General features: G+C 72.9%; 17 protein-coding genes. 10 read left to right on the top strand and 7 right to left on the bottom strand.

Going from position 1 to position 16,244, the window contains the following annotated elements; translation table 11 throughout:
* Positions 1-79: 79 nt before the first annotated feature.
* Positions 80-1,486, top strand: coding sequence for a DNA recombination protein RmuC (locus AB0L06_RS00180; protein ID WP_500228677.1), 1,407 nt, complete (start codon positions 80-82; stop codon positions 1,484-1,486).
* On the top strand, positions 1,483-2,067 hold the full coding sequence (locus AB0L06_RS00175; protein WP_500228676.1) for a DUF6542 domain-containing protein: 585 nt from the start codon (positions 1,483-1,485) through the stop codon (positions 2,065-2,067). Before AB0L06_RS00180 ends, AB0L06_RS00175 begins: the two co-directional genes overlap by 4 nt.
* Here AB0L06_RS00175 and AB0L06_RS00170 read toward each other — a convergent pair whose 3' ends face one another.
* Entirely contained in the window at positions 2,068-3,042 is a 975-nt protein-coding gene (locus AB0L06_RS00170; protein WP_500228675.1) for a 4-hydroxy-3-methylbut-2-enyl diphosphate reductase, read from the bottom strand. It lies immediately after the preceding gene.
* Positions 3,043-3,360: 318 nt separating this feature from the next.
* Here AB0L06_RS00170 and AB0L06_RS00165 point away from each other — a divergent pair, with 318 nt between their 5' ends.
* A complete protein-coding gene (locus AB0L06_RS00165; RefSeq protein WP_500228674.1) occupies positions 3,361-4,194 on the top strand; it encodes a DUF8129 domain-containing protein in 834 nt (277 codons plus the stop codon).
* Positions 4,195-4,366: 172 nt separating this feature from the next.
* The gene (locus tag AB0L06_RS00160; protein WP_500228673.1) at positions 4,367-4,921 is read left to right on the top strand and encodes a DUF3995 domain-containing protein; all 555 of its coding nucleotides are present in this window, start codon (positions 4,367-4,369) and stop codon (positions 4,919-4,921) included.
* On the opposite strand, the gene AB0L06_RS00155 is transcribed toward AB0L06_RS00160, so the two are convergent.
* Positions 4,906-5,892, bottom strand: a complete 987-nt coding sequence (locus tag AB0L06_RS00155; RefSeq protein WP_500228672.1) for an ArsR/SmtB family transcription factor — start codon at positions 5,890-5,892, stop codon at positions 4,906-4,908. The genes AB0L06_RS00160 and AB0L06_RS00155 overlap by 16 nt on opposite strands.
* 56 nt (positions 5,893-5,948) lie before the next feature.
* Between AB0L06_RS00155 and AB0L06_RS00150 the strand changes: the two genes are divergently transcribed.
* On the top strand, positions 5,949-7,211 hold the full coding sequence (locus tag AB0L06_RS00150) for an MFS transporter (RefSeq protein WP_500228671.1): 1,263 nt from the start codon (positions 5,949-5,951) through the stop codon (positions 7,209-7,211).
* 5 nt (positions 7,212-7,216) lie between these two features.
* Here the strand turns inward: AB0L06_RS00150 and AB0L06_RS00145 are convergent, their stop codons facing one another.
* Positions 7,217-8,182 carry an ArsR/SmtB family transcription factor gene (locus AB0L06_RS00145; RefSeq protein WP_500228670.1) on the bottom strand — a complete coding sequence of 322 codons (966 nt, stop codon included), beginning with the start codon at positions 8,180-8,182 and terminating at the stop codon, positions 7,217-7,219.
* A gap of 131 nt (positions 8,183-8,313) precedes the next feature.
* Between AB0L06_RS00145 and AB0L06_RS00140 the strand changes: the two genes are divergently transcribed.
* Complete coding sequence (locus AB0L06_RS00140) at positions 8,314-9,531, top strand: MFS transporter (RefSeq protein ID WP_500228669.1); 1,218 nt, start codon at positions 8,314-8,316, stop codon at positions 9,529-9,531.
* A 66-nt stretch (positions 9,532-9,597) separates the two neighbouring features.
* Here the strand turns inward: AB0L06_RS00140 and AB0L06_RS00135 are convergent, their stop codons facing one another.
* Both AB0L06_RS00135 and AB0L06_RS00130 read right to left on the bottom strand, forming a co-directional pair.
* Complete coding sequence (locus tag AB0L06_RS00135) at positions 9,598-10,773, bottom strand: MFS transporter (protein ID WP_500228668.1); 1,176 nt, start codon at positions 10,771-10,773, stop codon at positions 9,598-9,600.
* 167 nt (positions 10,774-10,940) lie between these two features.
* Positions 10,941-11,384: a MarR family winged helix-turn-helix transcriptional regulator gene (locus AB0L06_RS00130; RefSeq protein WP_500228667.1), complete on the bottom strand. Its 444-nt coding sequence runs from the start codon at positions 11,382-11,384 to the stop codon at positions 10,941-10,943.
* A 104-nt stretch (positions 11,385-11,488) separates the two neighbouring features.
* Between AB0L06_RS00130 and xseA the strand changes: the two genes are divergently transcribed.
* The 3 genes from xseA (at position 11,489) to AB0L06_RS00115 (ending at position 13,593) form a co-directional block, all read left to right on the top strand.
* The gene (gene xseA / locus AB0L06_RS00125; protein WP_500228666.1) at positions 11,489-12,703 is read left to right on the top strand and encodes an exodeoxyribonuclease VII large subunit; all 1,215 of its coding nucleotides are present in this window, start codon (positions 11,489-11,491) and stop codon (positions 12,701-12,703) included.
* 170 nt (positions 12,704-12,873) lie between these two features.
* Positions 12,874-13,242, top strand: a complete 369-nt coding sequence (locus AB0L06_RS00120) for a hypothetical protein (RefSeq protein WP_500228665.1) — start codon at positions 12,874-12,876, stop codon at positions 13,240-13,242.
* A gap of 102 nt (positions 13,243-13,344) precedes the next feature.
* A complete protein-coding gene (locus AB0L06_RS00115) occupies positions 13,345-13,593 on the top strand; it encodes an exodeoxyribonuclease VII small subunit (protein WP_500229286.1) in 249 nt (82 codons plus the stop codon).
* Between the two features lie 19 nt (positions 13,594-13,612).
* Here AB0L06_RS00115 and AB0L06_RS00110 read toward each other — a convergent pair whose 3' ends face one another.
* Both AB0L06_RS00110 and AB0L06_RS00105 read right to left on the bottom strand, forming a co-directional pair.
* Positions 13,613-14,365 carry a DUF4245 domain-containing protein gene (locus tag AB0L06_RS00110; RefSeq protein ID WP_500228664.1) on the bottom strand — a complete coding sequence of 251 codons (753 nt, stop codon included), beginning with the start codon at positions 14,363-14,365 and terminating at the stop codon, positions 13,613-13,615.
* A 14-nt stretch (positions 14,366-14,379) separates the two neighbouring features.
* The gene (locus tag AB0L06_RS00105; protein WP_500228663.1) at positions 14,380-15,006 is read right to left on the bottom strand and encodes a TetR/AcrR family transcriptional regulator; all 627 of its coding nucleotides are present in this window, start codon (positions 15,004-15,006) and stop codon (positions 14,380-14,382) included.
* Between the two features lie 157 nt (positions 15,007-15,163).
* On the opposite strand from AB0L06_RS00105, the gene glpX reads away from it, so the two are divergent.
* On the top strand, positions 15,164-16,198 hold the full coding sequence (glpX, locus tag AB0L06_RS00100; protein ID WP_500228662.1) for a class II fructose-bisphosphatase: 1,035 nt from the start codon (positions 15,164-15,166) through the stop codon (positions 16,196-16,198).
* Positions 16,199-16,244: the final 46 nt, after the last annotated feature.

Raw genomic sequence — 16,244 nt, 5'->3', positions numbered from 1 at the left:
CCGGACATCACGGACCCGGCTCGCCCGCGGCCCGGCGCGTCGCGCTCGCGCGCTCCCGCCACGCTGTCACGATTGACCGATGGACCCCGCCCTGCTCACCGGCCTGCTCCTCGGGGCCGTCCTCGGCGTGGTGGTCGGATACGCCCTGGCCACCGGCCGGCAGGGGAACCTGATCGCCCGCGCCAAGGCCGCCGAGGAGAAGCTCGCCTACGCCGAGGAGCGCATGGCCGAGCACTTCGAGAACCTCTCCGCCAAGGCTTTGGACGCGTCCAACCAGCGGTTCCTGGAGCTGGCGGACGCCCGGCTCAAGGTCGCCGGGGCCGAGGCCGCGGGCGAGCTCGACCGTCGCAAGCAGGCCGTCGAGCACCTGGTCGCGCCGCTGCGCGAGACCCTCGCCAAGGTCGAGGAGCAGCTCCGCGAGGTCGAGACCGGACGCCGCGAGTCGCACGCGATGCTCGCCAAGCAGGTCGAGTTCGTCCGGCAGAGCGGCGACCAGCTCCGCACCGAGACGCGCGCCCTCGTGCGCGCGCTCCAACGGCCCGAGGCGCGCGGACGCTGGGGCGAGCTGCAGCTCCGCCGCGTGGTCGAGCTGGCCGGGATGACCCACCACTGCGATTTCGACGAGCAGGCGTCCGCGGCCACCGAGGACGGCGCCGTCCGGCCGGATCTGGTCGTCCGGCTGGCGGGCGGCAAGAACATCATCGTGGACAGCAAGGTCTCCCTCGCCGCCTACCTGGAGGCCTCGTCCACCGGCGACGCGTCCGCCGAGCGCGACCGGCTCGACGCGCACGCGCGCCACATCCGCGACCACGTGGACCGGCTCGCCGCCAAGAGCTACTGGCAGGCGTTCAGCCCGGCGCCCGAGTTCGTCGTGCTGTTCGTCCCGGGCGAGGCGTTCCTCGCGCCCGCGCTCGACCGCGACCCCGGGCTGCTGGAGCACGCGATGCGGCGGCGCGTCCACATCGCCACCCCGACCACGCTGATCACCATGCTGCGGACGGCGTCCTACGCCTGGCAGCAGGAGGCCCTCTCACGCAACGCGCGCGCGGTCTTCGACCTCGGCAAGGAGCTGTACGAGCGGCTCGGCACGATGGGCCGCCACGTGGACGAGCTGGGCCGCTCCCTGACCGGGGCCGTCCGCGCCTACAACCGGACGGTCGGCTCGCTGGAGACCCGCGTCCTGGTGTCGGCGCGGCGGCTGAACGAGCTGGGCGTCGTGGAGGACCGGCTGGAGGCCCCCGCGCCGGTCGAGGAGGCTCCGCGCCCCCTGTCGGCCGCCGAGTTCACCGAGCCTGGGAACGTTCCCGAGGACGAGCCCGTGAACGGGCCTGTGAACGAGGCCGTGAACGGCCACGGGAGCGGCCACGGGAACGGTTCCGGAGAGGACGCCGAAACGCGCGCGCACCCCGCCCCGGCCGCGGACGCGGTAGGTTTCGGCGGACGGGCCATCCCTGATCAACACGATCGGCGAGAGAGGTGGCGATGAGTACTTCGACGGTTCGTGAGGCGCCGGACGGCGCCTCACCCGGGCCTGGGGGTCCAGTGCGGCAGAACGCCTCCTCGCGGCGGTCGCGGCCGTCCGGCCCGTCCAACCCGATCACCCTCACCGGACGCGGCGGAGTGGCGCTCATCCTCGCGGCCGCCCTGCTCGGCGCGCTGCTGGCGCGCTGGGTCGACGTCTCGCTGCTGGCCGGGGGCCTGTTCGTCGCCGGCTGCGTGCTCGCCGCGCTGCTGACCCGCCCCGCCGACCTGCCGACGCTGGTCGTGAGCCCGCCGCTGGCGTGCTTCGCCGCGACCGTGATCGCCGAACTCGCCGCCGACGGCGGCCCGCTCACCCGGACGTTGTCCCTGGGCCTGCTGAGCGCGCTGGCCGGGATCGCGCCGTGGCTGTTCCTGGGCACCCTGCTGGCGCTCGGCATCGCGTTCCCGCGCGGCCTGCCCGGGGCCATGCGCGACCTTCGCGCGCGCCTGGCCCGGGGCCGCACCCTCGCCGAGGACGACGACGTCGACCCCGTCCGCTGGGAGGAGCCGGCGAGCCGTCCCCTCCCCCACGGCGACGTCGACTAGCTAGATCACTTCCAGGGGGATGCTGCGGAGGTCCTTGCGGAGCTCGTGCGGCAGGGCGAAGCGCATGCTCTCCGGGACGGACTCGATCTCCTCGACCCCGCCGTAGCCGCGCTCGGCCAGCCAGGCCAGGACGCCCTGCACCAGCTCGTCGGGCACCGAGGCGCCGGAGGTGACGCCGACCGTGGTCACGCCCTCCAGCCAGGCCTCGTCGATCTGCTCGGGGTAGTCGACCAGGTGGGCGTCGTCGGCGCCGTGCTCCTTGGCGACCTCGACCAGCCGGACCGAGTTGGACGAGTTGGTCGAGCCGACGACGATCACCAGCTCGGCGTCGGCGGCCATCTGCTTCACCGCGACCTGGCGGTTCTGGGTGGCGTAGCAGATGTCGTCGGACGGCGGGTCCATCAGCTTGGGGAAGCGCTCGCGCAGCTTCTCGACCGTCGCGATCGTCTCGTCCACCGAGAGGGTGGTCTGGGACAGCCAGGCGACCTTCTCCGGGTCGCGGACGGTCACGTTGGCGACGTCGTCCGGGCCGTCCACGAGGTGGATGTGGTCGGGGGCCTCGCCGGTGGTGCCGATGACCTCCTCGTGGCCCTCGTGGCCGATCAGGAGGATGTCGTAGTCGTCCTTGGCGAACCGGACGGCCTCCTTGTGGACCTTGGTCACCAGCGGGCAGGTCGCGTCGATGGTGCGCAGGCCGCGGCCGCGCGCCTCGTCGTGGACCACGGGGGCGACGCCGTGCGCGGAGAACACCACGATCGCGCCCTCCGGGACCTCCTCGGTCTCGTCCACGAAGATCGCGCCGCGCTCCTCGAGCGTCCGGACGACGTGGACGTTGTGCACGATCTGCTTGCGCACGTAGATCGGCGCCCCGTACTGCTCCAGGGCGAGCTCGACTGCCTGGACGGCCCGGTCGACGCCCGCGCAGTAACCGCGCGGTTTGGCGAGCAGGACACGGCGCTGGCTGGTGGAGGTCATGTCCCTATCGTACGAGCCGTCCCACGCGCCCCGGACCGGCTCCGCGGGACCCGCGCGAACCCGGCACCGAACCCTCACCGCGGGACCCGGCGGTCCTGCCCCGCAGGCGATTCCGGTGCCGGAGGGGCGCACGTGAAGCCCGCACTGTGACTGACCCCACGGGCTTTCTTGGACGGAAATCCAGTAGCCGGGGTGACCGTGATCGCGGTAATGGGGCAGAGTTGGGAGGGACAGACGGCCCACCCGGCCGACGCCCCGGACGTGCGCCCCGGACGGCCCCCGGCCAGGCCGGCGGAGGCAGCAGGAGGAGTGACAACGATGACGAGATCACCGCGCCGCCTCAGGGAGCAGGTCCGGGAGTCCGTCGGCGAGCAGGTCCGCGACCTTCCGCTGCACGCCGTCCGGCTGGCCATGTTCGGCGTCGGCCGGGCCCTGCTGCTGAGCGACCGGATGACCCGGGACTACAAGGAGATCACCGAGGGCGGCGGCATGAAGCCGGTCCTCGGGCGGCTCCGCCACGACGTCCAGCACACAGCGGTGTCCGTGGTCGGCACGGTCGTCGAGCGCGTCCGCGGCGCCGAGGAGGAGGCCGAGCCCGCCCCGCGCGCGGCCCGCACCCGGACGACCCCGCGTCCGCCGGCTCCGCGTCCGCCGGCCCCGCGTCCCGCCGCGCGCCCCGCGCAGCGGCCGGCCGAGCGTCCGGCGCCGGGCGACAAGGAGATCTCGGTGGGCAAGCCCGCCGCCGCTCCCCGTCCCGCGACGCCCAAGCCCGAGGCCAAGCCCGCCGCTCCGGCCGCCGACCGCGTCGAGGCGAAGCCCGAGCCAAAGACGGAGCCCAAGCCGGAGCCGAAGCCCGAGCCCAAGGCCGCCGCGCCGAAGCCTGAGCCGAAGGCCGCTCCCAAGGCCGAGGCCAAGCCTGAGCCCAAGGCCGAGCCCGCCTCGAAGCCCGCGAAGGCCGAGGGTGCGAAGGCCGAGGAGCTGCCGGTGCCGGACTACGACTCGGCGACGCTCCCGCAGCTGCGCGCCCGCCTGCGCGGCCTGACGGCCGACCAGGTCAGGCTGCTGCGCGAGTACGAGCGTGCCCACGAGGCGCGTCCGGAGATCGTTCGCATGTACGAGAACCGGATCGCCAAGCTCAACGGCTCCAACTGACCGCAGAACACCGTCGAGGCCCGTCCGGAGCGTTCCGGACGGGCCTCGACGCGTTTCCGGCGCGTCCGCGCTCGCCACCTCCCCGAGGACGGGGGCGGATCCCGCTCGCGGGGGATGTCGATCACTCGCCGGAGGGAGGCGGGCGGCCCGCCGGCGAGTGATCTTGGAAAGCATGAGTGTCCTTCACACCGAATCGTCCGGTCCCACCGCCGTCCAGGTCAACCGCGTGACCGCCTACATGGCGTTCGCCTGGGTGATGGTGTTCATCGCCTGGCATGTCGTCTGGGCCTTCACCGGGCTCCCCTCGCCCGATCCATCCGATCACCACGGGACCGCGCGGATCGTCGCGACGGTCTTCGAGATCGTTGTGCTGATCATGACCGCCGTGGGGGTCGCGGTGCCGCTGGCGCTCGTCCAGGAGTGGGGACGCCGGATACCGCGCTGGATGCTGGTCACCGCCCTGTGGATCGGGTTCGCGCTGCTCATCGTCCGCGGGGTCAGCGGTGTCGCCGACTCGATCGGCCGCGCGACCGGCGTCCTGCCCCACGGGCTAACCGGGATGACGACGGAGGAGGTCAACAACACCGCGCACCCGTCGCTCTGGACGCGGATCGCCGGCCATGTGACCGATGGACTGTTCACCGTCGGGGGGCTGGTGTTCGGGGCCGCCGTCCTGGCCTTCCGGCGCGCCCGTCCGGCGGTCCGGCGGGGTCAGCGGACGAGTTGATCGCCCAGCGGGCTGCGCATGTAGAGGACGGACCGTCCGGCGCGGGTGCGGTTCAGCAGGCCGCAGGCGTGCAGGGCCGTGAGGTGGCGGCTGACCCCGCCCGGCGTGACGCCGAGCCGCCGCGCGAGTTCGGTGGTGGACGCCGGGGACGCCAGCATGATCAGGAGCCGCGCGCGGGGCGCGCCGAGCAGTTCGGCGAGGGCCGCGGCGCCTTCGGGGGCGGCCTGGTCCCAGACGGCGCCGCGCCCGCGCGCCGGGTAGGCGATCACCGGCGGATCATGCTCGCTGGTCATGTTGATCGCCCCTTGCAGGAACAGGCACGGGACGAGGACGAGCCCGCGTCCGGCGACGTCCACCACGACGTTGCGCACGGTGTCGGACGGGATCGCGACCCGGACGCGTCCGGGCGCCCAGGTGACGCGGTCGTCCAGCTCGGCGAACAGGGCCGCCGCGCCGCCGAGCGCGAGCCGCCGGGCGCGGTAGGCGAGATCGGCCTCCAGGACGGCCCGCATCCGCGCCCAGTAGGGCTCGATGCACGCCTCCCAGTAGGACTCGATCGCGGCGCAGATCCGCGCGAGGACGGCCGAGGGGTCGCCGCTCAGGACGGACGGGATCGGGACCTGCCGGTACGCGGCGTCCACGCCGTGCCGGTAGGTGGTGGCGATGTCGCGGCGGACGATGTCCGGCGGCGTCGCCCGCAGGACGGCGAGGCCGGACTCCAGATCGGTGACGATGCCGTCCGGGCGCGGGGTGAGGAAGTCCGGCAGCCAGCCGTACGGGGCGTACAGGGCGTTCAGCACCGCCGTGTCCAGCCGGGCGTAGGCGGCGGCCGTCTCCCGGGCCCAGGGCTGGTGCTCGGGGTGCCTGGCCGGGAAGATCCGCGGTCGCAGGCTGAACACCGACTCGAACAGCGGCGACATCCCGAACGACGTCTCGGCGAGGTCCTGGACGCCCAACCTGAACTCATACATTGCCTCAGAGGGTAAATCCATTCTCCTGGGGCGTGCGCTGAGCTGGGATGGACCGCATGACGATCCCCCTGCCCCGGAGCCTTGCGGACGCCGCCGGGCATCCCGTGATCCGCGCGCTCTCGGCCATGACGCTGGTCAACACGCTCGGCAACGGCCTGCTCATGACGACCGGGGCGCTCCTGTTCACCCGGGTGGTCGGCATGACGGTCTCCCAGGTCGGCCTCGCGCTCGCGCTGGGCGGGGTGTTCGGCATCGCGGCGAACATCCCGCTGGGCCGGATCGCCGACCGGTTCGGGGCGCGTCCGACCCTGATGGCGCTCCTGGTCGTCCAGGCGGTGCTCGTCCTCGGCTACACGCAGGTCCACTCGTTCTGGACGGCGCTGCCGCTGATCTGCGCCGTCATGTTCGTGGAGCGGGGCGAGAACGCGGTGCGGGGCGCGCTGATCGCCACGGCCCTGCCGCCGGACCAGCGGGTGCCGGGGCGGGCGTTCCTGCGGTCGGTGACCAACGTCGGCATCTCGCTGGGCGCCGTGCTCGCGTCCCTCGCCCTCGTCGCGGACACGCCCTTCGCCTACCGGACGATCGTGGTGGCCGACGCGGCGACCTTCGTGGTCGCGGCGCTCCTGCTGCTCAGGGTGCCCGCGCTGGAGCCCGGGGGCGGCGAGCGGACCCGCGGACGGGGCTTCGGCGCGCTCACCGACGTCCCCTACCTGGTGATCACCGCGCTGGCGGGCGCGCTGGTCATGCTGCAGGGCGTCCTGGAGATCGGCGTCCCGCTGTGGGTGACGCACCAGACGCACGCTCCCCGGGCGCTGATCGCGGTCGCCATGCTGCTGAACACGGTCATGGTCGTCCTGTTGCAGGTCAGGCTGAGCAAGGGGGCCGACGATCCGAGCCGGGCGGCTCGCCTGGCCCTGCGCGCCGGGGCGCTGATCGCGGTCGGCTGCGTGCTGCTGGGCCTGTCCAAGGGCCTGGACGCGTGGACCGCGACGGCCCTGGTGCTGGTCGCGGTCGCGGTCATGACCGTCGGCGAGATGCTGGGGGCGGCCGGGAGCTGGGCGCTCGGTTTCGACCTGGCGGACGAGCGGGCGCAGGGCGTCTACCAGGGCGTCTTCAACACCGGCTTCGCGGCCGGGCTGGTGCTGGGCCCGCTCGCCGTGACCCAGACGGGCCTGCGGTTCGGCATGGCCGGCTGGCTGGTCCTCGGCGGGATCTTCCTGGCGACGGCCGTCGCGTTCGTCCCGGCGACCCGCTGGGCCGTCGCGACGCGTCCGTCGAACGAGGTGGAGCCGGCGGCGGAGGCGGCGGCGACGGTCTGACGGGGTCAGCGGACGAGCTGGTCCCCGAGCGGGCTGCGCATGTAGAGGACGGACCGTCCCGCCCGGGTGCGGTTCAGCAGGCCGCTGGCGTGCAGGGCGCTCAGGTGGTGGCTGACCGCGCCCGGCGTGACGCCGAGCCGCCGGGCCAGGTCGGTGGTGGACGCGGGGGCGGCCAGCATGACCAGCAGTTTCGCGCGGCGCTCGCCGACGAGCCCGATGAGCGCGGCGGGTCCCTTCGGGGACGTCTGGTCCCAGATCGCGCCGCGTCCGCGCGCCGGATACACGATCAGCGGCGAGCCGTGTTCGTCGATCAGGGTGAGCGCGCCGCGGAGGAACAGGCACGGGACGAGGGCGAGGCCGCGTCCGGCGACGTCCACGACGCGTGGCGGCGCGAGCCCGGACGGGATGACGAGCCGGACGAGCCCCGGGTGGTGCCAGCTGACCCGCCCGTCCAGTTCTCCGAACAGTTCGGCGGCCCCGTCGAGGGCCAGCCGCCGCGCGCGGTGCACGAGGTCGGCCTCCAGGACGGCGCGCATCCGCGTCCAGTAGGGCTCGATGACGGCGTCCCAGTACGCCTCGAACGAGGCGCAGATCCGGGCGAGGACGGCGGCCGGGTCCCCGCTCAGCACCGGCGGGACCGGGACGTGCCGGTACGCCGCGACGATGTCGTTCCGGACGGTCTCCGGCGGGGTCTCCCGCAGCCGCGCGAGGTCGTCGGCGATGTCGGTGACGATGCCGGGCGGACGCGGCGAGAGGAAGTCCGGGAGCCAGCCGTGCGGGGCGTGCAGGACGTCCAGCAGCCCGGTGTCGAGCCGGGCGTACGCGGCGGCCGTCTCCCGCACCCACGGCAGGTGCTCGGGGTGCCACGACGGGAACACGCGCGGACGCAGGCTGAACACCAGCTCGAACAGCGGTGACATCCCGAACGACGTCTCGGCGAGGTCCTGGACGCCGAGCCTGAACTCAAACATTGAGAAATAGCCTAAATCGATTCCCCGTGGGGGTGAGGCGCCGCTGGGATGGACGCATGTCGTCCTCCCCACGGTCCACTGATTCCGCCGCGTCAACGAGTCCGGGGCCGCCGGATCCGAAGTCCACGAGCATGGCGGGCCTCGCGCGCAACCCGGTGCTCAGGGTGCTGTTCGCGGCGTTGTGGGTGAACACGCTCGGCAACGGCCTGTTCATGACCGTCAGCGCCCTGCTGTTCACCCGCGTGGTCGGGATGTCGCCGTCCCAGGTCGGGTTCGCGCTGGCGCTGGGCGGGGTGTTCGGCATCGTGTCCGGGGTGCCGATGGGACGCGTCGCCGACCGGTTCGGGGCGCGTCCGACGGTGATGGCGCTGCTGGGCGCGGAGGGGGTGCTGATCCTCGGGTACACGCAGGTCCACTCGTTCTGGGCGGCGGTGCCGCTGATCTGCGGCGTCACGTTCCTGGACCGGGGCGCGAGCACCGTCCGCAACGCGCTGGTCGGGCAGGCGCTGCCCGCCGAGCTGCGGCTGCCCGGCCGGGCGTTCCTGCGGATGGCGACCAACGGCGGCGTCGGCGTCGGGGCGGCGCTGGCGTCCGTCGCGCTGGTCGTCGACACACCGTTCGCCTACCGGACGATCGTGGTGCTGAACGCGGTGACGTTCGCGGGGGCGGCGCTGCTGCTGAGGCGGGTCCCGGTCGAGCGGCCGGCGGGGGGCGCGGCGTCCGGCGGGGGCGGCTTCGGTGCGCTGACCGACGTCCCGTACCTGGTCATCACGTTGCTGAGCGGGGTGCTGGTGCTGCAGCAGGGCATCCTCGAGGTCGGTGTCCCGCTGTGGGTGACGCGCGAGACGCACGCGCCGCGCCTGCTCGTCTCGGCCTGCCTGGTGCTGAACACGTCCATGATCATCGCGCTGCAGGTGCGGATGAGCCGCGGCGCCGAGGACCCGCGTGTCGCGGCCCGCGCGTGCCTGCGCGCCGGGACGCTCATGGCGGTCGGCTGCCTGCTGTTCGGGCTGTCCAAGGGCCCGGACCCGTGGACGGCGTCGCTCCTGATCCTGGGCGCGCTGGCGCTCCAGACCCTCGGCGAGGTGCTGTGCGCGGCGGGGACCTGGGCGCTCAGCTATGAACTGGCGGACGAGCGCGCGCACGGCGTCTACCAGGGCGTCTTCAACAGCGGGTTCGCGGCGGGGGCGCTGCTCGGCCCGCTCGTCGTCACCCAGACCGCGCTGCGGCACGGCATGGCCGGATGGCTGGTCTTCGGGGTGCTCTTCCTGGTGACGGCCTTCGCGTTCATTCCAGCGACCCGCTGGGCGGCGGCGAACCGTCCGGCATGGAAAGAGGCCCCGGCCTAACAAGGACGGCCCCGGAAGGGTTCCGGGGCCGTTCTCTCTCTGTGAGGACCGAAGGGGGGCCGGTCCTCACGCCTCTGCGGGGAGCGGATCGTCCTGGAAGGCGTGGTCGATGTCGACGCGCTCCAGCGACACCAGGTGCCGCCGCCGGACGACCAGGATCCCGATCGCGATCGCGCAGCACAGCGCGCCGACGTAGTACGGGGTCGAGGCGCTGTACTTCTCGGCGAGCTTGCTGCCGAAGTACGGCGCGAGGCCGCCGCCGAGCCACCGGACGAAGTTGTAGCCCGCGGACGCGACCGGACGCGGGTTGTCGGAGACCTCCATCGCCGCCTCGGTGAAGGCGGTGTTGTTCAGCCCGATCGGGATGCCGGACAGGATCGTGCTGACGATGATCCCGTTGTGCCCGAGGGTGGCCAGGCCGAGCTGGAACACGATGAGCAGGGCCAGCGCCAGGTGCATGACCCGGACGGTCCCGATCCGGCGCTGCAGGGCGGGGGCGGCGAACACCGACGACAGCGCGACCATCACGCCCCAGCCGAAGAACACCAGGCCGATGCCGTGCGCGTCCATGTGCAGGACGAACGGCGTCCACGCCAGGACGGTGAAGAACGCGTAGTTGTAGAACAGCGCGGTGAACGCCGTGGTCGACAGGCCGCCGTGGCCGAGCGCGCGGATCGGCGCGGACAGGGGGGTGCGGACGGCGGCCTTCGGCGTCTCCTTCAGCAGGGTCGTGATCAGCAGGAACCCGACCGCCATCAGCAGGGCCGTCCCGAAGAACGGGAAGCGCCAGTTCATGTCGCCGAGCAGCGCCCCGACGAGCGGGCCGAGCGAGATGCCGATGCCGAGCGCGGCCTCGTAGAGGATGATCGCCGACTCGGCCCCGCCGGACGCGGCGCCGACGATGACGGCGAGGGCCGTCGCGACGAACAGCGCGTTGCCGAGCCCCCAGCCCGCGCGGAACCCGACGAGCTGGCCGACGGTGTCGGACGTCCCGGCGAGCGCGGCGAACACCACGACCAGGACGAGCCCGATCATCAGCGTCCGCTTCCCGCCGATCCGGCTGGAGACCCAGCCGGTGACGAGCATCGCGACGGCGGTGATCAGGAAGTAGCTGGTGAACAGCAGCGACACCTGGCTGGGCGTCGCGCGCAGGTTCTCGGCGATGGCGGGGAGGATCGGGTCGACGAGGCCGATGCCCATGAAGGCGACCACGGCGGCGAAGGCCGTGGCCCAGACCGACATGGGCTGCCGGAGGAGACCGGGCCTGGCGGCCCGATCGTTCTCCCGCGGGCGACCGGGCTCGGGCCGCGGTCGCCCGGTCTCGGGTCGCGGGCGCGCGGGCTCTGCGTTCATGGAACCTACCTTTCGGGGGACGGCCCCTCCCCGCCTCGCGCGCCGCGCGCCGGGGATCAGGCGGCGGGCGCCGGACGGTCGGGGTCGGCGAACAGCCGGCCGAGCAGGGGAAGCGCGGCGGTCAGGGTGTCCCGCTCCTGTTCGGACAGTTCGGCGAACCGCTGGACGAGGATCCCGATGCGGCGCTCCCGGACGCGGTGCAGCTGGACGCTCCCGTCCCGGGTGATCCGGGCGGTGACGACCCGCGCGTCGGAGGCGTCCCGGCCGCGGGCGACCAGGCCGTCCCGTTCGAGGCGGTTGATCAGCGCGGTCATGGTCGGCAGTTTCACGCCGTGCTCGGCGGCCAGCTCGGTCATCCGGCGCGGCCCGCCCTCCAGCGATCCGAGCACCGACGCCTGCTGGCTGGTGACGGCCTGGTCGGCGTTGACGCGGCGCATCATCAGCACCATCTCGCGGAGCCGGGTGTTCAGCTCCTCGGCGAGCTCGCGGTCGGACTGCATCGGTCTCTCCTCAATTACTTAGCCATACTAAGTTAATATGGCTAACTTTTCAACCGGTGGTGACCTGCATCGTGCCGGGTCCGGCACCGCCTAGGCTTTCCGACATGGCGATGGAGACCTCGGCGGAGTCCCCCGTACCGGTCCGGACGGTGTTGCAAGCGGTCGGCGGCTGGATCGGACGGCTCGGAAGGATCTGGGTCGAGGGGCAGATCACCGAACTCAACGCGCGAGGCGGCACGGTTTACGTCACCCTTCGCGATCCGGTGGCGAACATGTCGGTCCCCGTCGTCGGACGCCGCGAGACGTTCGCCGCCGCCGGGCCCGCCGTCACCGACGGAGCCCGCGTGGTGATCCACTGCAAGCCGGACTTCTGGGTCAACCGCGGCCGGTTCTCGCTGAGCGCGATCGAGGTCCGCCCGGTCGGCGTCGGCGAGCTGCTGGCCCGCCTGGAGCGGCTCAAGCAGCTGCTGGCGTCCGAGGGCCTGTTCCGGCCCGAGCGCAAGCGCCCGCTGCCCTTCCTGCCCGGACGCGTCGGACTGATCTGCGGCCGCGACTCCGACGCCGAGCACGACGTCCTCCAGAACGCCCGGCGGCGCTGGCCCGCCGTCGAGTTCACCGTCCGGAACACCGCCGTGCAGGGGAACAACGCCGTCCCGCAGATCATGGACGCGCTGCGCGAGCTCGACGCCGACCCGCACATCGACGTGATCGTCATCACGCGCGGCGGCGGCTCCATGGAGGACCTGCTGCCCTTCTCGGACGAGGCGCTCGTCCGGGCCGTCGCCGCCGCCCGGACCCCGGTCGTCAGCGCGATCGGCCACGAGCAGGACAGCCCGATCCTCGACATGGTCGCCGACCTGCGCGCCTCCACCCCGACCGACGCCGCCAAGCGGGTCGTCCCGGACGTCCGGGAGCAGCTCCAGCTCGTCCGGCAGCTACGGGACCGGGGACGGCGCGTCCTGGTCGGCGGGGTCGAGCGCGAACTGCACTGGCTGGCCGCGATGCGCTCCCGGCCCGCACTGTCCGACCCGGTCCGCGAGATCGAACGGCAGGCCGAGCGCGTGGAGGCGCTGCGCGACCGCGCCCGCCGCTGCCTGGCGTCCGCGCTGGACCGGTCGTCCGACCAGCTCTCCCACACGCGCGCGCGGTTGCTGGCCCTCTCCCCGGCCGCGACGCTGGCCCGCGGCTACGCGATCGTCCAGCGCGAGGACGACGGGGTCGTCCGGAAGGCCGCGTCCGTCAAGGACGGCGAGGCCCTGGTCGTCCGCCTCGCCGAAGGCCAGCTGGGCGTCACGGTCACCGAGCGCCACCTCCCCTGAGGCACGCCCTCGCCGTCCACTTCCGGCCTGGCCGCGACCGCTCATCCATTTTCAGCCCAATTGTGGCCACCCGTCCGCTTCCGGCCCGCCTAATCGCTAGGCACGTTTGCGCAACCGGGTGAATGTTGATCCCGGATGGCAGACCACTCCCCGCACGGAGGAGGACGAACATGTCCGTACTGAACTGGGCGCGCCGCGCGTCCCTGGCGGCCGGAGCCTGCGCCGTGGCCTCCCTGGCCCTGGTGGCGCCCGCCCACGCGAGCGTCTCCCCCTATCTGGTGGGGCCGACCGGACGCTGCGCCGCATGGGAGTTCACCGAGCTGCACGGCGGGCACGACTACATGCGCGCCAACCCCGTGGTCGACTGGAACGGCGTGTGCCGGTTCGGCATCCACGACTTCTCGACCGGCGCGGACTACCCCACGAACGGGGGCGCGGAGACCCCCGAACCCGGCATCTACGACGGCCCCGGCCACATCGAGGCCGTCTACGTCCACGACCTCCTGTCCGACGACTGGGGCTGGGGGCCGCGCAACTGAACCAGCAGGGGCGTCCCCGCGTGCCCCTTGGGCGTGTCTCAAAGTCGGCGCTCGTGGCGAGCGGCGCGCAGCAGCGCAGATGACTTTGGGACACGCCCTAGGCTGGACGGCGTGGCGGAGAAGACGGAACAGAGCTATGAGCAGGCGCGGGACGAGCTGACCGAGGTCGTCCGCAAGCTGGAGGCGGGCGGCCTCACGCTGGAGGAGTCGCTGGCCCTGTGGGAACGCGGGGAGAAGCTGGCCGCCGTGTGCGAGGAGTGGCTGGAGGGGGCGCGCGCCCGCCTCACCGCCGCCATGAACGCCGAGACCGCCGGATCGGACGACGCGTCCGGCCCGGCGGCCCCGTTCTGATGCTCTTGGGAGCGGCGGCTCAGGAGCGCTGCGTGGGCCCGGTCGTCACCACGTTGGTGCCGGCCTTGTCCAGCGGCTTGAGCGCGGCGGCCAGGATGGCCAGCTCGTCGTAGTCCGCGGTGCCCGTCACCACGACGCTCACGCCGTCCGGCAGGGTGCGGGCGAGCGAGTTGGCCTTCTTGTCGCGGCGGAAGTAGGTGTTCCAGGTGACCCCGGACACGTCCCTGGTGCCGATCGCGGCCTTGCTGTTGGTCATCCGGGGGACGTAGTCGCCGGCCTTCTCGTTGCTCTCCTCGAGCGCCGCGTACTGCCCGGACGGCGTGATGAAGCCCAGGTGCCACTGGACCGGCTTGCCCTTCTCGCCGAGCCCGGTCAGCCGCGCGCTGGTGGCGCGCCACCCCACCGGGAGCTCCTGCGGGCCCCAGGCCCGGTAGGGGCCGTTGTGGGCGAGCGCCCAGGACTGGGAGCCGTAGTCGACCGTCGGGAGCAGGTCCTTGTTGGACCGCGGCGTGATCAGGTAGATCACCCCGACCATCAGCAGGCATGCCACGATCGCCGAGGCGAACCCGCCGATCCCGGTGGTCAGCCGCTTGTAGACCCCGGGCGAGACCTGCACCGACGCCGGCTGCGCCGCGCCGCCGGAGGCCGCCGCGGAGTCGCCCGCGGGGGCGCCGTCCGGACGCGCGGAACCCGCCGTGCCGCCTTCGGGGTGGGCCCCGGACGGGCGCGGCTGCTCGGACGTCGTCGTCGGGGCGGGGCTCTCGTCGCTCACCCCTCCAGGATCCCCTACGGTCGGCGCTGCTCGGTACGGGGGTTCCTGATAGTGCCCACAATGGCCATGATGTCGTCGGCGAGCCGCCGGGATCCCTCGGCGTCGTCACTCAGTGAGACCTCCGACACAGCGCCCGCCATGGCCCCGGTCAGGACGACGACCAGCGCCTCGTCCACGCCGCCGCCCTCGGTGTGGAACAGCGCGGCGTTGCGGCGGGCCCACTTGTTGAGCCGCTGCCGCATCACCCGGTCGAACCCGGGCGGGCCGTCGCCGGAGATGAACAGCCGGGAGACGTCCCGCTCCTCGATGCAGCCGTCCAGGTAGGCGCCCGCGCCCGCGATGAACTGCCGCATCGGGTCGGCCTCGCCCGCCTCCCGCACGGCGTTGATCGCCTTGCGGGTGCGCTCCTGCTGCCGCGCCTGGAACTCCTCGAACAGCGTGAGGTACAGGTCGGCCTTGCCGTTGAAGTGGTGGTAGAGGCTGCCCACGCTGGCCCCCGCCTTGGCGACGATGTCGGTGACCGCGGCCTGGGCGAACCCCGCTTCGCAGAACACGTCCCGCGCCGCCGCCAGCAGGGCTCCGCGCGTCGCCGCGCCCCGGTCCGAGGTGCGCGCCGGGGTCGTGTCGATGTCGCTGCTCATGAGCATAGAGATTACGCCGGACGATCGCGGGAGACGATCCCAACCAGGGGCCTTCCCGGCCAAGGGCGTCCCGCGCTCTGGTCTGGTCCAATTTGTCCGCTGGTGCCGGACCCACGGAGAATCCGGGTGAGCCATTCGAACGAAAGGGCGTCTCGCCATGTCCGACGACACCACCGTCTCGTCCCCCCTCGTCACCGAGCCCGCCGCTCCGGACCGGAACCTGGCGCTGGAGCTGGTGCGGGTGACCGAGGCGGCCGCGATGGCCGCCGCGCGCTGGGTCGGCCGGGGTGACAAGAACGGCGCCGACGGCGCGGCCGTGAACGCCATGCGCCAGCTGATCAACACCGTGTCCATGAGCGGCGTCGTCGTGATCGGCGAGGGCGAGAAGGACAACGCCCCGATGCTCTACAACGGCGAGGCGGTCGGGGACGGCTCGGGCGCCGAGTGCGACGTGGCCGTGGACCCGGTGGACGGCACCCGGCTGACCGCGCTCGGCATGAGCAACGCCGTCGCCGTCCTCGCCGTCGCGCCGCGCGGCTCGATGTACGACCCGTCCGCGGTGTTCTACATGGAGAAGCTGGTCACCGGCCCCGAGGCGGCGGACGCGGTGGACATCGAGCGCCCGATCGCCGACAACATCCGCGCCGTGGCCCGCGCCAAGGGCTCCGCCGTGGACGACGTGACGGTCTGCATCCTGGACCGCCCGCGGCACGAGGGCATCGTCAAGGAGATCCGGGAGACCGGCGCGCGGATCAAGTTCATCCTGGACGGCGACGTCGCCGGCGCGATCATGGCCGCCCGCGACGGCACCGGCGTGGACCTGCTGCTCGGCATCGGCGGCACCCCCGAGGGCATCATCGCCGCCTGCGCGATCAAGGCCCTGGGCGGCGTGATCCAGGGCCGGTTGTGGCCGAAGGACGAGGCGGAGCGGCAGAAGGCCGTCGACGCCGGGCACGACCTCACCCGCGTCCTGACGACCGACGACCTCGTCTCGTCCGACGACGTCTTCTTCGCCGCCACCGGCATCACCGACGGCGAGCTCGTCGACGGCGTCCGGTACGGCAAGGGCCGCGCGCGCACCCACTCGCTCGTGATGCGGTCCCGCAGCGGCACGATCCGGACGATCCACAGCGAGCACCAGCTGAGCAAGCTGCGCGCCTACAGCGCGATCAACTTCGACTCGGCGGTCTGACCCCGAGATCACCGGAAGGGCCCGGCGCGACGCGCCGGGCCTCTTT

Source organism: Spirillospora sp. NPDC052269, from assembly GCF_040679435.1.
Taxonomy (GTDB): Bacteria; Actinomycetota; Actinomycetes; order Streptosporangiales; family Streptosporangiaceae; genus Spirillospora.
This window is presented reverse-complemented; position numbering and strand designations above follow the sequence as displayed.

Excerpts from the sequence above, each read along its gene's own strand:
- AB0L06_RS00135 (WP_500228668.1), bottom strand. The coding sequence starts at position 10,773 with ATGTCGGTCTGGGCCACGGCCTTCGCCGCCGTGGTCGCCTTCATGGGC.
- AB0L06_RS00165 (WP_500228674.1), top strand. The coding sequence starts at position 3,361 with ATGACGAGATCACCGCGCCGCCTCAGGGAGCAGGTCCGGGAGTCCGTC.
- AB0L06_RS00160 (WP_500228673.1), top strand. The coding sequence starts at position 4,367 with ATGAGTGTCCTTCACACCGAATCGTCCGGTCCCACCGCCGTCCAGGTC.
- glpX (WP_500228662.1), top strand. The coding sequence starts at position 15,164 with ATGTCCGACGACACCACCGTCTCGTCCCCCCTCGTCACCGAGCCCGCC.
- AB0L06_RS00155 (WP_500228672.1), bottom strand. The coding sequence starts at position 5,892 with ATGTATGAGTTCAGGTTGGGCGTCCAGGACCTCGCCGAGACGTCGTTC.
- AB0L06_RS00140 (WP_500228669.1), top strand. The coding sequence starts at position 8,314 with ATGGCGGGCCTCGCGCGCAACCCGGTGCTCAGGGTGCTGTTCGCGGCG.
- AB0L06_RS00145 (WP_500228670.1), bottom strand. The coding sequence starts at position 8,182 with ATGTTTGAGTTCAGGCTCGGCGTCCAGGACCTCGCCGAGACGTCGTTC.
- xseA (WP_500228666.1), top strand. The coding sequence starts at position 11,489 with ATGGCGATGGAGACCTCGGCGGAGTCCCCCGTACCGGTCCGGACGGTG.
- AB0L06_RS00150 (WP_500228671.1), top strand. The coding sequence starts at position 5,949 with ATGACGATCCCCCTGCCCCGGAGCCTTGCGGACGCCGCCGGGCATCCC.
- AB0L06_RS00180 (WP_500228677.1), top strand. The coding sequence starts at position 80 with ATGGACCCCGCCCTGCTCACCGGCCTGCTCCTCGGGGCCGTCCTCGGC.
- AB0L06_RS00175 (WP_500228676.1), top strand. The coding sequence starts at position 1,483 with ATGAGTACTTCGACGGTTCGTGAGGCGCCGGACGGCGCCTCACCCGGG.
- AB0L06_RS00170 (WP_500228675.1), bottom strand. The coding sequence starts at position 3,042 with ATGACCTCCACCAGCCAGCGCCGTGTCCTGCTCGCCAAACCGCGCGGT.
- AB0L06_RS00130 (WP_500228667.1), bottom strand. The coding sequence starts at position 11,384 with ATGCAGTCCGACCGCGAGCTCGCCGAGGAGCTGAACACCCGGCTCCGC.
- AB0L06_RS00105 (WP_500228663.1), bottom strand. The coding sequence starts at position 15,006 with ATGAGCAGCGACATCGACACGACCCCGGCGCGCACCTCGGACCGGGGC.
- AB0L06_RS00120 (WP_500228665.1), top strand. The coding sequence starts at position 12,874 with ATGTCCGTACTGAACTGGGCGCGCCGCGCGTCCCTGGCGGCCGGAGCC.